Below are 13,899 nucleotides of genomic sequence, written 5' to 3'. Positions count from 1 at the left end.
GCCACTGGTGGCCGCAGCATCCGTCTGTCGTCTCGCCGTCGGCGTTCTTCTGTCTTCTCGCCGTCGGCGTTCTTCTGTCTTCTCGCCGTCGGCGTTCTTCTGTCTTCTCGCCGTCGGCGTTCTTCCTGCTCACCTGTCACGAAATGCCGGTCGCGCCAGCACATCGCGACAGGTGAGCGAAGAGGGCTACCGGCGAGCGAAGAGGGCTACAGGTTCGCCTCCGCGTAGACGCGGAGCGCGTCGCGCACGAACTCGGCGCCCTGCGTGCCGCCCTGGCTCGTCGCGTAGTTCGCGCCGAACCGCGGGTCGGCCACATACATCTCGCCGAGGCCGATCACGTAGCCCTTGACGTCGCCGCCGGGCGCCGCCGCCGGGGTTCCCGGGATGCCGGTCAGCCACTCGACGTGGCGCTTCGCGACAGCCTGGGCCTCGTCGCTGTCGGGGGCGATCCCGGATTCCGCGGCCGCGATCCAGTCACGGCCGAGGTCCGAGGCGCGCTGCTGCCACGCGGCCTTCTCGTCGGCGCCCATCGAGCGCCACCAGCGGTCGCTGTCCGCGTATGCCTTCTTTCCCCAGCGCTGTTCGACCTCGTCCTTGTACTGCGTGTGGTCGAAGCCGTCGAACATGTTCTCTGCCATCAGTCGTTCACCCCCTCTCACTGCACTGATCGTGTTCTCGACCGACGCGATCTGCCGCGCCAGCCTGTCCTGCTCCTGCCGGAGCCACGCGAGGTGCGCCTCGAGGGCCGGCACCTCGCCGGTCTCGCGCTCCATCACCGCCGCGATCTGCGGCAGGCCGAGCCCGAGCTCGCGCAGCAGCAGGATGCGCTGCAGCCGCACGAGCGCGGCCCGGCCGTAGTACCGGTAGCCGTTGCGGCCGATGCTCGACGGCGCGAGCAGGCCGATGTCGTCGTAGTGCCGCAGCGTGCGGCTGGTGGTGCCGGCGAGCTTCGCGATCTGCTGGATCGACCACTCCTGCTCCTCCTCCATGACGACCTCCTCTCTCGTTCGTCGTCGGTTCGTCGTGATGACCACGCTAAATGTTGACGTTGCGTCAAAGTCAAGCGGGATTCGAGTGAGAATCTTGATCAGACGCGATATATCGTGTTATTCTCGCATCACGCGATATATCGCGATACGGATCACCCCCTAGAGATACGCAGGAGAAGCAGTCATGACCCTGGAGAAGTGGATCATCCACCCGGGCGAGACGCGCGTCATCGACATCGAGACCGTGCGCACGCTCAAGATCGGACTCGTCGGCGGGCAGGTCGACGTGATCGCCCACGACGAGCCCGGCATCCGCATCGAGGTCCACGACGTCACCGTCAAGGACCTCCGCATCGAGGTCGCCGACGATCACGTCGAGATCGACCACCCGCAGCTGCGCTGGGACAACTTCCTCGAGGTGTTCCGCAACTTCGGCAACTCCGGCCCCAAGGCCGAGATCAGCGTCGCGGTCCCCCGCGAGGTCGCCCTCACCCTCGGCGTCGTCAGTGCGAGCGCCCTCGTCTCGGGCCTCCAGGCCGATGCCTCGCTCAACACCGTGTCGGGCGACATCATCGTCGACGGCATCACCGGCGACGTCTCGGTCAACGCCGTCTCGGGCGACGTGCAGGTGCGCGAGCTCGTCGGAGCTCTCAACGCCAACAGCGTCTCGGGCGACGTCGCCGCCACCGGAACCCTCCGCAAGGCCACCATCGACACCGTCTCGGGCGCCGCGCTGGTCGATTCGACCGGCGACATCCTGTCGGTCGGCCTCAACACCGTGAGCGGCAACTCGACCGTGCGCCTCGACGAGGGCCACCCGGCCAACTTCGTCATCCGCAGCGTCAGCGGCCGCGTCCAGGTCGACGGCGTCGTGCGCTCGGGCAACGGCACGGGCCCGACCACCAACTACGCCGGCTCGGTCGGCGAGCTCAGCGGCAGCTTCGCCGACGTGCGCGCCCACAGCGTCTCCGGCGACATCACGGTGCTGCGTCGCGCGGCCGCGTCGGTGACGGATGCTGCGCCCCCGGCCTCCGTCGACGCGCCGGCGCCGGCGCCGGCGCAGGCCGAGGCTGGCCAGGCGCCCGGCGCGCCGGCTCAGGCCGCGGGCGTCGACGAAGAGGAGTGGTGAGCCATGGCCCCGGTCTTCTCGCACGGCGACCTGCGCCTGTATCTGCTGAACCTGCTCGATGAGGGGCCGCGCCACGGCTACGACATCATGCAGGCCCTGTCGGACCGCACGGGTGGCACCTACACCCCCAGCGCCGGCACCATCTATCCGCGTCTCGCGAAGCTCGAGGAGGAAGGTCTCGTGACCAAGACCGTCGACGGCCGTAAGACCATCTACGCGATCACCGAGGCCGGCCACGCCGAGGTGCAGTCACGCGCCGGCGAGCTCGAGGGCATCGAGGCCGGCCTCGCCGACTCGGTGCGGCTCATCGCCGACGAGGTGCGCGGGAGCGTCCGCGAGGCGATGAAGAGCCTTCGCGCCGACCTCGCCGCCGCCTCTCGCGAAGAGCGCAAGACCACGCCGCAGCCCTCCCGCGAGGACGACCCGCGCGTGCGCAGCCGCGAGCAGGTGCAGCGGCTCGACGCCCTCGTGAACGAGTTCCGCGCCAACGTTCGCGGTGACGTCCGCGTCCACGTCGCCCGCGGCGGCGAGCTCGCCTCGTCGATCGTCGACCAGGTCGCGAGCGAGCTCGACCGCGTCGCCCGCGACGTGACACGCGCGCTGCGCGGCTGAGCCGCAGCATCCGACCCCATCCGAGCTCGTCCGACGAGTCGCACCTCCGCGAGAGAACAGCTGGTGGACGAGAGGGAGGGAAGCACCCTACCTCTCGTCCACCAGCTGCACTCTCGGCGAAATGAGGTCGCGTGGTGGGGCGGGCGCAGCGACGCCGGGGAGGCCGGGTCAGGCGGGCCAGATCTCCTCGTCGTCGGGAACCGGCTCGCCGAGCGGCACGATCAGGATCGGGCGGTGCTGGCGGTGTGCCAGGCGCGCGCCGACCGAGCCGGTGAAGAACTCGCGGACCGACTCGCCGAAGCCGCGCTTGCGGGTGCCCACGACGAGCAGGCGCGCGTCGATCTGGTCGGCGAAGTGCTTGATGGCCATCGCGGGGTCGCCGACGAGCTGGCGCACGGTCCATTCCGGACCGGATTCGCCGAGAACGGATGCCGCGGCATCCTGCACCTTCGTCAGCTCGCCCTCGCCGGCGGCGATGTTGATGTCGATGGGCGCCGAGTGGACGTACCCGTCGGGGTCCTCGTAGGTGACGAAGCGCGTGACGTCGACATGCACGACGACGAGGGGGACCTGGAAGAGCTTCGCGTAGCGCGCCGCCTCCTTCAGGACGCGCGGCGACTGGTCGGGGATCACACCCGCGATCACGGCGCCGTGCAGGCTCTCATCGGTCGTCGCATCGCCTTCCGGCTCGGATGCCTCGTCGGTCATATGTCCGCACTCCTCGTCCACCGGTGGCGTCGGAACCGCCGGGGTGCGGGGGCTCCGTGTTATCCTGAATGCTACTCTTACCGGTTCGAAGCCGGATTCGTGAATGCCCGGGTTTGCGAGGCTGAGAGCCCGCAAAATAGCCCGCGATCCTAAATGAGGGGGTCTCGCATGGGGCGTGGCCGTCAGAAGGCGAAGCACACCAAGATCGCTCGTGAGCTGAAGTACGACACGTACAACGTGAACTACTCCGCGCTCGAGCGCGAGCTCGGTCACCACAGCGAGGACGAGTACGTCGACAAGTGGGCCGACCAGTACAACGACGAAGACGAGGACGAGACCTCGCCGCTGTCTTCGTCGCAGGCGTAACACCTCCCGCGTCGGCCGCCGCCTCGGCGGCCTGACGGGTGTTCGTCGACCCCGGATGCCTCACGAGGCGCCGGATGCCTCACCACGCGCCGTGACGGCGCTCCCAGTCGTCCTCGATCGTGTGGGGGCGCGCTGCGACGACCCCCGCGGGGATCGCGGCCGCGACGACGACCGCCAGCACGATGAGCGGGGCCGTCCATGAGTCGGTCGCGTCGTGGAGCAGGCCGATGCCGAGCGGGAACACCGCCGCGATCGCATAGCCGCCGCTCTGCGCGAACCCGCTCAGGGCGACCGAGCCCTCGTGCGTGCGCGTGCGCAGCCCGAGGAGCACGAGGATCATCGGGAACAGCAGGGGCGCGAGCCCGAGGAGCACGACCCAGAGCCACGGCGCCGCCGTCGGCGCGAAGAGGAAGCCGGCGATGCCGGCGAACCCGCACGCGACCGCGACCCCGAAGAGGATCCGGGTGGCGTTCCAGCGCGTGACCAGCAGCGGCACCACCAAGGATGCCGGCAGGCCCATGAATCCGAAGAGCGACAGCAGCGCACCCGCCGTGGCGGGAGTGACACCCGAGATGTCGACGAGCAGCTGGGGCATCCAGGCGAACGACGTGTAGGCGATCGTGCTCGACACGGCGAACGCGACGAGCAGCGCCCACGCGAGCGGGATCCGCCACATGCGGCCGAACGCCTGAGGGCTCGGCTCGTCGTAGTCGTCGTCATCCTTCTCGGCCTGCGCCGCGCGGTGGCGCAGCGCGAGACCGATCCACGGGATCATCGCCACCAGGGCGAAGACGGCCCACAGGCCCAGCGAGAGGTGCCAGTCCGCAGCATCCGCCATCGGAACCGCGATGAGGGGCGGAAGGAAGGTCGACACCGCCATCGTGGTCGAGAAGATCGTCGTCATCAGCCCGATGCGATCGGGGAAATAGCGCTTGACCAGCGGCGGCAGCAGGATGTTGCCCGTGCCGACCGCGGCGAACACCAGCGCGGTGCCGGCGAGCAGCAGTCCCCAGCTCGGCGCGAAGCTGCGCGCCACCAATCCGACCGTCACGACCGCCATCGCCGCGACGGCCAGGCGTTCGAGTCCGAACCGGCGTTCGAGCGCGGGCGTCAGCAGGCCGAAGATCGCGAAGCACACCGGCGGCGCCGTGCCGATGAGCCCGATCACCGCCGGCGGGACGGCGAAGTCCGCCGCGATGTGGTCGTAGAGGGGCGACAGCGAGGCGACGGCCGAGCGCAGCGAGAACGCGAACAGCACGATGCCGACGAGCGCGAGGGTCCTCCCCTGCCAGAGCGGGCGGGCAGGAGACGACGTCACCTATCCACCCTACGGGCGGGAGCGGATGCCTCGGCCCGCGGTCTCAGGACTCCTGCGAGCCCTCGACCCAGGCGAGGTACTCGTCGGTGACGGTGCCGGTGATGTAGCGGCCGTCGAAGCAGCTCATGTCGAGGTCGTCGACGTCGGAGCCCTCGAGGATCGCGGCCTTGAGGTCTTCGACCTCCTGGTAGACGACGAAGTCGGCGCCGAGCTCCTCCGCGATCTGGGGGATCGTTCGGCCGTGGGCGACGAGCTCGTGACGCGACGGCATGTTGATGCCGTAGACGTGCGGGTAGCGCACGGGCGGCGCGGCCGAGGCGAACGTGACGCTCTTGGCCCCGGCATCCCGTGCCATCTGGATGATCTCCTTCGACGTCGTGCCGCGCACGATGGAGTCGTCGATGAGGAGCACGTTCTTGCCCTTGAACTCGCTCGACATGGCGTTGAGCTTCTGGCGCACGCTGCGCTTGCGCGCGGCCTGGCCCGGCATGATGAACGTGCGGCCGACGTAGCGGTTCTTGTAGAACCCCTCGCGGTACTCGACGCCGAGCTTGCGGGCCACCTGCATGGCCGCGGGGCGCGACGAGTCGGGGATCGGCATGACGACGTCGATGGCCTCGCGCGGGGTGTACTTCGCGATGGTGTCGGCGAGGCGGTCGCCCATGCGCAGCCGTGCCTCGTACACCGAGATGCCGTTCATCACCGAGTCGGGACGCGCGAGGTACACGTACTCGAACGAGCACGGCACGAGCTGCGGGTCGGTCGCGCACTGGCGGGTGTGCAGGTTGCCGTCGAGGTCGATGAACACGGCCTCGCCGGGATCGACGTCGCGCACGACCTCGAACTCGCCGTTCTCGAGCACCAGCGACTCGCTCGTGACGACCCACTCGTAGTGGCCGTCCTCGTGCTTGCGCGTGCCGAGGATGAGGGGGCGGATGCCGAAAGGGTCGCGGAACGCGAGGAGGCCGTAGCCCGCGATGAGCGCGATCGCGGCGTACGAGCCCTCGACGCGCTCGTGCACGCGGGTCACGGCCTGGAACACCTGCGCCGGGTCGAGCTCGAGGCTCGAGATCGACGACTGCAGCTCGTTCGCGAGGACGTTGACGAGCAGCTCCGTGTCGGACGACGTGTTGAGGTGGCGGCGGTCCTTGTGGAAGAGCTCCTCGGTGAGCTCGCGCGTGTTCGTGAGGTTGCCGTTGTGCACCAGCACGATGCCGTAGGGCGCGTTCACGTAGAAGGGCTGCGCCTCTTCCTCGTTCGACGCCGTGCCCTTGGTCGCGTAGCGCACGTGGCCCAGGCCGATCTCGCCGAGGAGCGCGCGCATGTCACGCGTGCGGAACGACTCGCGCACCTGCCCCTTGACCTTGTGCATGTGCACGACGCCGTTGCGCTCGGCGGTCGAGATGCCGGTCGAGTCCTGGCCGCGGTGCTGGAGGAGGAGGAGGGAGTCGTAGATCTCCTGGTTGACGGACCCGCGGCCCACCATTCCGACGATTCCGCACATGGGTGTTGCCTGCTCCTGCTGTGTTCTGACTCGGCTCAGCGAGCCGCGTGGTCTGCGTACGCGCCGACGAGGCGCACGGCGCCGCCGTCGACGCCCTTGGCGCCCTGCTCCCAGTGGCCGTCGGCGGGGCGGTCGCCGGTGTGCACGACACCCACCTGCCACGTTGCGATGCCTTCACGGGAGAGAGCGGATGCTGCGGCCTCGGCCTTGTCGGAGGCGACGACCGCGAGGAACCCGATGCCGAGGTTCCAGGTGCCCTCGGTCGCCTCGAGCTCGAGGTCGCCGAGGTCGGCGAGGACGCGGAACACGGGGGACGGCGACCACGTCGAGCGGTCGACCTCGACCCAGGTGCCCTGCGGGAGCACGCGCGCGAGGTTCGCGGCGATGCCGCCGCCGGTGACGTGGCTGAGGGAGTGCACCGCGTCGCCCGTCTCGGTGATGAGGCGCAGCAGCGGCAGCGTGTAGAGGCGGGTCGGCTCGAGCAGGGCCTCGCCCCATGTCGTGCCGAAGTCGGCGGCGTTGTCTCCGTACTGGATGCCGGAACCCGCCACGATGTGCCGCACCAGCGAGTAGCCGTTGGAGTGCAGGCCCGAGCTCGCGAGCGCCAGGACGACGTCGCCCTCGCGCACCCGCTCGGCGCCCAGCACGCGCGACGCCTCGACGATGCCGGTCGCGGCGCCCGCGACGTCGTAGTCGTTGACGCCCAGCAGGCCCGGGTGCTCGGCGGTCTCGCCGCCGACGAGGGCCGTGCCGGTGGCCGAGCAGCCCTCGGCGATGCCGCGGACGATGTCGGCGATGCGCTCGGGGAACACCTTGCCGCACGCGATGTAGTCGGTCATGAACAGCGGCTTCGCGCCGACCACGACGATGTCGTCGACGACCATGCCGACGAGGTCCTGCCCGATGGTGTCGTGCTTGTCGATGGCCTGCGCGATGGCGACCTTCGTGCCGACGCCGTCGGTGCTGGTGGCCAGCAGCGGCTTGTCATAGGCCTTGAACGCGGTCGCATCGAAGAGTCCGGCGAAGCCGCCGACGCCCCCGAGCACCTCGGGGCCGTGGGTGCGCCGCACCGCCGACTTCATCAGCTCGACGGCGAGGTCGCCGGCGGCGGTGTCGACGCCCGCAGCCTGGTAGGGGTTCACAGGCTGTGCGGGGCGGGAGGGGGCATCGTGTTCGGATGAGGCCACGGCTACCAGCCTACCGGCGACCCACCTGGACGGATGCCGCGTGTCAGCCTCCTGCGCTCCCGCCTGTGAATCGGTTCACGACGAGGAGGGCGCGGGTCGTCGGGTCGCGGTTTCCCGGCCGCGACGTCGATGCCCGGATCTACAATGGCCGCATGGGCGGCGCCGGTGCTCCGGAGTGGCTGATCCGCGAAGACGCCGGTCAGCCGGTTCTCCTCGCGCTCTATCTGCGCCAGGTGCTCGGCATCCGCTCTCCGGAAGAGCTGCCGCACCTGCGCGGGATCCCGCCTCGCGCGAACGACCGGTCCGAAGAGGCGCAGGCGCTGCTTGAACGGCAGTGGCGCGAGTTCTGGGCGATGACGGTCGAGCCGCAGGCGCACCCCTCGCCGGTGCCCCTCGACCTCGTCGACGGGTTCGACACGGCGCTCGCCCTGCCGATCGAGGGCTGCGACGAGCTGCGCGCGGCCTTCGAGCCGCACGCGGTCGAGGCCGTGGCGTTCGCGCAGTCGGCGCACGCGCGGTACCGCAAGGAGGCGTCGCACAGCTCGGGTACCGCGTACCGCGCTTATGCCGGCGCGATCGCCGAGCACGAGCGGCAGGTCGGCCGCCGCGCCCACTCGTTCGAGCTCAACGTGCAGGTGCTGCCGCTGAGTCAGCGCGGGGTGTGGTGGATCGGGTCGCTGACGATCGCCGTCACCGACGGCCTGCGGGGGGATGTCGCGGCCTTCGACGCCGCGATCCACCCGATCATCGCCGAGCTGGCGTAGACCCCGGCCTCAGTGCGCCGGGCCGTGGCCGTTCGTGCCGGGCTCCGGATCGACGTGCACCTGCTCGTGGTCGACGACGACCTCATGCGTGTGCCGTCGCGAGCGGCGGTCGAGGATCAGCGCGAGGATGCCGCCGAGCGCCAGGCCGATCGGCGCGCAGATGAGCGCGAGGAACCCGAACACCTGACCCTGCGAGTACATGACGCCGGTGTTGGGACTGACCTCGGCCGTGCCGTTGAAGGCGAACGTGAGGATCATCGCGACGAAGACGCCGATCAGTGCGCCGAGGATCAGGAACACCGAGATCTTCGGAGCGCGGCGTACGCGCACGGTCTCGATGCGGTCCTGGCTGTGCTCCGGCATGCACCCATTGTCCCACCGTCGGCGCGCCTGCGTGTCCGCTCCTTCGCGTCCCTCGCCCTTTTCGCCGCGCGCTGTCGCCCCGCCCCTCCCGTGTTCGTTCGTCACGAATGCACGCGAAATCCGTGCAGCGGCGTACATATGTGACGAACGAACATCGCGGGTGCGGCGGGCGCGCGCCTGCGACGGAGTGAGGCGGGGGCCCCCCCCCGCCCCCCCCCCCCGGGGGGCCGGCCCCCGGGGCCCCCCCCCCCCCGGGGGGCGCCGGACCGCACCCCTCAGCCACACGCATCGACACCGCAAGGACGCATCGACATGACCACCATCACCGGGGTGGAGTTCCGCCCCCTCGTCGTTCCCGCCACCATCGACGCACCGGACGCCGCCGACTTCGTCGAGATGGTCCGCGTACGCAACCTCATCTACCGCGAGATCTCGGGCCACGACGACCACCGCATCGCGGCCGACGAGCTGCTCCCCCACTACCAGCCGAGCGAGTACGAGACCCGCCTGAGCTGGGCGATCGTCGACGACAGCGAGATCATCGGCCGCATCGGCGTCGACATCCCGCACGAGGAGGGCTCGAAGGCCGCCTTCTGGCTCATCGAGCTGCTGCGCGCGACGTGGGGCCGCGGCATCGGCTCGGCGGCTTACGAGCTCGTCGAGCGCACGGCCCGCGAGCACGGCCGCTCGGTGCTGCAGTCGTGGGCCGAGCACCCGGCCGCACCGGGGCCGCAGCTGGCGCCGCCGACCGGTTTCGGCGAGATCCCCGAGGACCACGTCGCCCGGTTCTACCTGCGTCACGGGTACAAGCTCGAGCAGATCGAACGCAACAGCGCCTTCGACCTCACCGGCTCGTTCGACGATGTCGAGCGGCTGCTCGCCCAGGCTCGCGCCGCATCTCCCGCGTACCGGCTCGTGCAGTGGTTCGCACCGACGCCCGACGAGTACATCGCCGGGTACGCCTGGATGAAGTCGCGCATGTCGACCGACGCTCCGGCTGCCGCGCTCGAGTTCGACGAGGAGACGTGGGACGCCGCACGCATCGCCGAGCACGACGAGAAGTACACGTCGACCGGCCGCACGATCCAGGTCACCGCCGCACAGCACATCGAGACCGGTGAGCTGTGTGCGTTCAACGAGCTGGTCATCGGCAAGGACCACACGGAGGCGACCCACCAGGAGGACACCCTCGTCCTCAAGGAGCACCGCGGGCACAGGCTCGGAACGCTCGTGAAATGCGCCGGACTGCTGTCCTGGCGCGACGTCGCACCGCACTCGGCGCGCGTCATCACCTACAACGCAGAGGAGAACCGGCCCATGCTGGACATCAACGAGGCGATCGGCTTCGCGCCGATCGCGTACGAAGGCGCATGGAAGAAGGTGCTCGATGACTGACCTGGCCGAAACCGACGTGGTGACCGTCCGGCGGATCGTCGTCCCCGAGACGGCGGATGCCGGTGACGCCGGCGTCTTCCTCGAGATGGTGCGGATCGCGAACGCGGTCTGCCTCGAGGACGCCGGACACGACTACCTGCACGAGGAGCCCGACGAGATGCTCGGGTTCTGGCAGGACCAGACCGATTGGACCCAGCTCGGATTCGCCGCGGTGCGCGGAGAACAGGTGCTCGGCGCCGTGAAGCTCATGATCTCGAACGAGGAGGACGCCAGCACGGTCGAATTCGACCTCATGGTGGATCCCCCGCACCGCGGTCGTGGTCTCGAGGAGCTGCTGCTCGCCGAGGTCGAGCGGGAAGCGCGCGAGCGCGGGCTCGCCACGATCCAGACCTGGACGCTTCATCGACCGGATGCTGCGGGCCCGCGGCTTCAGCCTTCCACGGGCTGGGGCGCGATCCCTGCCGACGACGCGCAGACGAGGTTCCAGCTGGCGAGCGGCTTCACGCTCGAGCAGGTGGAGCGCAACAGCGTCTTCGACCTCACCGGCGACTTCGCCCTCGTCGAGCGCATGCTCGCCGAAGCCGTCGCGGTCGCGGTCGCGGGAGACGAGTACAGGTCGATCCAGTGGACGTCGCCGACTCCGCCGGAGTACGTCGACGGCTTCGCGTACGCGCTGTCGCGCATGTCGACGGATGTGCCGGCCGGCGGCCTCGTGATCGACGAGCAGCACTGGGACGCCGCGCGCGTCGAGCGTCGTGACGCCCGGCTGAAGGCCCAAGGGCTGACCGTGTCGGTGGCCGCCGTGCTCCATGTTCCCACCGGTCGGGTCGCCGCCTACAACGAGCTCGTGATCGGCGAGGACCGCTCCGGTGCGACGCAGCAGTACGGCACGCTGGTCGTCAAGGAGCACCGTGGTCACCGCCTCGGCACGATCGTCAAGTGTGCGAACCTGCTGCGCTGGCGCGACCTGGTGCCGGAGTCGCCACGGGTGTCCACGTTCAATGCCGAGGAGAACCGCCACATGCTCGACATCAACGAGACCATCGGCTTCGTGCCGGCCTCGTACGCGGGCGCGTGGAAGAAGGTGCTCGAGCTGTGAGCAGCCACGCACACTCGCGTTGACTCAGACGTGCGCCGCGCTCGGTCCGTCCACACCCGGGCGCGGCGTCCGCTGGCAGTGCGCGCAGAAGTGACTCGAGCGATTCGTGAACGACACGCGCACGATCGGACGGCCGCATCGGGGGCAGGGCTCCCCGGTGCGGCCGTACGCGTTGAGCGAGTGGGCGAAGTAGCCCGCCTGTCCGTTGACGTTGACGTATTGCGCGTCGAAGCTGGTGCCGCCTTCGGCCAGCGCCTTCTCGAGCACGTGCCTCACCTCGCCGAGCAGGCGGTTCACCGCGCGGGTCGCCAGATCGCGGGCGGACGTCTCGGGATGGATCCGGGCCGCCCAGAGCGACTCGTCCGCGTAGATGTTGCCCACCCCGCTGACCACCGTCTGGTCCAGCAGCACGCGCTTGATCGCCGAGTCCTTGCGCGCAAGCGCGCGTCGGAAGCCGGCGTCCGAGAAGGCCGGGTCCAGCGGGTCCCGCGCGATGTGCGCCACCTGCGCGGGGACGGATGCCTCGCCCCACCCCTGGCCGCCGGGTGCCGCGTCGGGGGTGGCGATCAGGCCGTCGATCGCGAGCGAGCCGAAGGTGCGCTGGTCGGCGAACACGACGGCGAGCTCGCCGTGCACGGGGTGCGCGAGGTCGATGCGCACACGCTCGTGCCGCTCGGTCGCGGAGCCGGGGGCCCGCAGGAGCATCTGCCCGCTCATGCCGAGATGGCCGACGACCGCCTCTGTGGCAGGGTCGGCGTCGGCATCCGGCTGCAGCGGAAGCCAGAGGAATTTGCCGCGTCGCGCGGCCGCGCTGACGACGCGGCCGGTGAGACGCGCCTCGAAGTCCGCGCCGCCGCCGGAGTGCCGCGTGAGTGCGCGCTCATCGAGCACGGTGACGCCCACCACGAGAGCGCCGGTGATGGCGGGGGCGAGGCCGGCGCGGACGACCTCGACCTCGGGAAGCTCAGGCACGCCCGCTGAGCTCGCGCCACGCCCGGAGCGCGGCGGCCATCTCGGCGTGCTTCTTGCTGGTCCCCGCACCCTCGGCGGTGAGTTCGCCCACCGTCACGGTCGCGGTGAAGCGACGATCGTGATCGGGTCCGGTCGACGTCACGGCGTACGCCGGAGGCAGCAGCCCGCCGTGCGCGGCGAGCTCCTGCAGCGCGGTCTTCGGATCCATCGCGGCGCCGTAGCGCTCGGGATCAGCGAGCAGGGGTTCCACGAGACGCAGCACGAGGCCGGTCGCAGCATCCGATCCCGTCGACAGGTACGCAGCCCCGAAGATGGCCTCCATCGTGTCGGCGAGGATCGAATCCTTGTCGCGTCCGCCGGTGAGGATCTCGCCGCGCCCGAGCTTGAGGTGCGCGCCGAGCCCGATGCCACGGGCGATCTCGGCGAGGGCGACCGTGGAGACGACGCTGGCGCGCCGCTTCGCGAGAGCGCCCTCCTCGAGCTCGGGGTGACCGGTGAACAGGCGCACCGTCACGGCGAGGCCGAGCACGGAGTCGCCGAGGAACTCGAGACGCTCGTTGTGCGGAACCTGTCCGTTCTCGTACGCCCACGAGCGGTGCGTCAGCGCCAGCGACAGAAGCTCGGGGTCGATATCGACTCCGAGCTTCTGTGTGAGGTCTGAGAGCGTGTTGCGCTCCGCTGCGACGTCTGTCACGTCAGACCGTGCGCGACGATCAGACGTCGGCGACCTTGCGGCCCTTGTACTCGAGGAACAGCTCGGTGCCCTGCGAGTCGGTGACGACCTTCGCCTGGTGCGGACGGCTGTAGACGGTCTTGCCGTTCTCGACGGTCTTGACGAGCGTGGGGGCCTCGGCCTTCCACTGCGCGCGACGCGAGCGGGTGTTGGAGCGGGAGACCTTCCGCTTCGGGGGGTTACCTGCCATGGCTAGCTCTCTTCTGTGTTCTCGACGCCGCTGTCAACCGCGGGGGCGCGGTGCTTCGTCGTCGTGGCTCGTGGTGAAGTCCTGGAGCGCGGCCCATCGTGGATCGAGAGGCTCGCTCTGCGGCGTTCCGGCGTTCTCGGCCAGTCGCTCACCCGTGACCGGATCGAGTCCGGGGCAATCCGGCTGGCACACCGGCTGAAACGGAAGCGACAGGACGACCGCTTCCCTGACCAGAGTTTCAAGATCCACGTGGTCGTCTTGAACCTCGAAGTCAGTTTCTTCCTCCCCAGGATACGCGAAAAGCTCCTGAAACTCGACTTTGAGCCCCTCGGCGATGTCCATGAGGCATCGGCTGCAGATTCCGGTGTACTCGGTGTCGACGTCTCCGGAGACGAGGATCCCCTCGTGCACCGACTCCAGCCGCACGTCCAGCACGATGGGCTCACCCTCGGCGACGGCGACCAGACCCTCGCCCCACTTCTCGGGAGCGGGGACCTCGAGCGTGTGCTCGCGCATCTCTCCGGACCGGTGGGCGATGTCTCGGACCGGGAGGACGAACGGACCCGTCAC

The 13,899-nt window shown here is 69.8% G+C and carries 16 protein-coding genes; 6 read left to right on the top strand and 10 right to left on the bottom strand.

The genetic code is table 11. The features are described from left to right. Positions 1-206 precede the first annotated feature (206 nt). Complete coding sequence (locus ACFQ7C_RS17405) at positions 207-989, bottom strand: MerR family transcriptional regulator (RefSeq protein ID WP_378904079.1); 783 nt, start codon at positions 987-989, stop codon at positions 207-209. 184 nt (positions 990-1,173) lie between these two features. On the opposite strand from ACFQ7C_RS17405, the gene ACFQ7C_RS17400 reads away from it, so the two are divergent. Beyond that, on the top strand, positions 1,174-2,118 hold the full coding sequence (locus ACFQ7C_RS17400) for a DUF4097 family beta strand repeat-containing protein (protein WP_378904076.1): 945 nt from the start codon (positions 1,174-1,176) through the stop codon (positions 2,116-2,118). A 3-nt stretch (positions 2,119-2,121) separates the two neighbouring features. Further along, positions 2,122-2,730 (top strand): PadR family transcriptional regulator, encoded by a 609-nt coding sequence (locus ACFQ7C_RS17395; protein WP_378904073.1) that lies wholly within the window; start codon positions 2,122-2,124, stop codon positions 2,728-2,730. A gap of 168 nt (positions 2,731-2,898) precedes the next feature. On the opposite strand, the gene ACFQ7C_RS17390 is transcribed toward ACFQ7C_RS17395, so the two are convergent. After that, positions 2,899-3,438: a universal stress protein gene (locus tag ACFQ7C_RS17390; protein ID WP_378904070.1), complete on the bottom strand. Its 540-nt coding sequence runs from the start codon at positions 3,436-3,438 to the stop codon at positions 2,899-2,901. A gap of 168 nt (positions 3,439-3,606) precedes the next feature. Between ACFQ7C_RS17390 and ACFQ7C_RS17385 the strand changes: the two genes are divergently transcribed. After that, the gene (locus ACFQ7C_RS17385; protein WP_203580981.1) at positions 3,607-3,804 is read left to right on the top strand and encodes a DUF3073 domain-containing protein; all 198 of its coding nucleotides are present in this window, start codon (positions 3,607-3,609) and stop codon (positions 3,802-3,804) included. 79 nt (positions 3,805-3,883) lie between these two features. On the opposite strand, the gene ACFQ7C_RS17380 is transcribed toward ACFQ7C_RS17385, so the two are convergent. Genes ACFQ7C_RS17380 through purM form a run of 3 tightly spaced genes read right to left on the bottom strand, consistent with a single transcriptional unit; the run spans position 3,884 to position 7,813 of the window. After that, positions 3,884-5,122, bottom strand: coding sequence for a CynX/NimT family MFS transporter (locus ACFQ7C_RS17380; protein WP_378904067.1), 1,239 nt, complete (start codon positions 5,120-5,122; stop codon positions 3,884-3,886). Positions 5,123-5,165: 43 nt separating this feature from the next. Then, a complete protein-coding gene (gene purF, locus ACFQ7C_RS17375) occupies positions 5,166-6,626 on the bottom strand; it encodes an amidophosphoribosyltransferase (RefSeq protein WP_378904064.1) in 1,461 nt (486 codons plus the stop codon). Between the two features lie 35 nt (positions 6,627-6,661). Further along, complete coding sequence (purM, locus tag ACFQ7C_RS17370) at positions 6,662-7,813, bottom strand: phosphoribosylformylglycinamidine cyclo-ligase (RefSeq protein ID WP_378904061.1); 1,152 nt, start codon at positions 7,811-7,813, stop codon at positions 6,662-6,664. Between the two features lie 152 nt (positions 7,814-7,965). On the opposite strand from purM, the gene ACFQ7C_RS17365 reads away from it, so the two are divergent. Further along, entirely contained in the window at positions 7,966-8,577 is a 612-nt protein-coding gene (locus ACFQ7C_RS17365; protein WP_378904058.1) for a zinc-binding alcohol dehydrogenase, read from the top strand. Between the two features lie 9 nt (positions 8,578-8,586). Here the strand turns inward: ACFQ7C_RS17365 and ACFQ7C_RS17360 are convergent, their stop codons facing one another. Beyond that, on the bottom strand, positions 8,587-8,940 hold the full coding sequence (locus ACFQ7C_RS17360) for a potassium transporter Trk (RefSeq protein ID WP_378904055.1): 354 nt from the start codon (positions 8,938-8,940) through the stop codon (positions 8,587-8,589). 312 nt (positions 8,941-9,252) lie between these two features. Here ACFQ7C_RS17360 and ACFQ7C_RS17355 point away from each other — a divergent pair, with 312 nt between their 5' ends. Then, complete coding sequence (locus ACFQ7C_RS17355) at positions 9,253-10,335, top strand: GNAT family N-acetyltransferase (protein ID WP_378904052.1); 1,083 nt, start codon at positions 9,253-9,255, stop codon at positions 10,333-10,335. Beyond that, positions 10,328-11,434: a GNAT family N-acetyltransferase gene (locus ACFQ7C_RS17350; protein WP_378904049.1), complete on the top strand. Its 1,107-nt coding sequence runs from the start codon at positions 10,328-10,330 to the stop codon at positions 11,432-11,434. The genes ACFQ7C_RS17355 and ACFQ7C_RS17350 overlap by 8 nt, the downstream gene beginning before the upstream one ends. A gap of 24 nt (positions 11,435-11,458) precedes the next feature. On the opposite strand, the gene mutM is transcribed toward ACFQ7C_RS17350, so the two are convergent. From mutM to ACFQ7C_RS17330, 4 genes are read right to left on the bottom strand one after another with little or no spacing between them, the layout of a single operon-like run. Further along, positions 11,459-12,406 carry a bifunctional DNA-formamidopyrimidine glycosylase/DNA-(apurinic or apyrimidinic site) lyase gene (mutM, locus tag ACFQ7C_RS17345; RefSeq protein WP_378904046.1) on the bottom strand — a complete coding sequence of 316 codons (948 nt, stop codon included), beginning with the start codon at positions 12,404-12,406 and terminating at the stop codon, positions 11,459-11,461. Further along, positions 12,399-13,100, bottom strand: coding sequence for a ribonuclease III (rnc, locus tag ACFQ7C_RS17340; protein WP_378904043.1), 702 nt, complete (start codon positions 13,098-13,100; stop codon positions 12,399-12,401). Before rnc ends, mutM begins: the two co-directional genes overlap by 8 nt. A gap of 19 nt (positions 13,101-13,119) precedes the next feature. Continuing rightward, the gene (gene rpmF, locus ACFQ7C_RS17335; RefSeq protein ID WP_045297913.1) at positions 13,120-13,329 is read right to left on the bottom strand and encodes a 50S ribosomal protein L32; all 210 of its coding nucleotides are present in this window, start codon (positions 13,327-13,329) and stop codon (positions 13,120-13,122) included. Positions 13,330-13,362: 33 nt separating this feature from the next. Beyond that, complete coding sequence (locus tag ACFQ7C_RS17330; protein ID WP_378904085.1) at positions 13,363-13,899, bottom strand: YceD family protein; 537 nt, start codon at positions 13,897-13,899, stop codon at positions 13,363-13,365.

The organism is Microbacterium sp. NPDC056569 (assembly GCF_042793475.1).
GTDB lineage: Bacteria > Actinomycetota > Actinomycetes > Actinomycetales > Microbacteriaceae > Microbacterium.
This window is presented reverse-complemented; position numbering and strand designations above follow the sequence as displayed.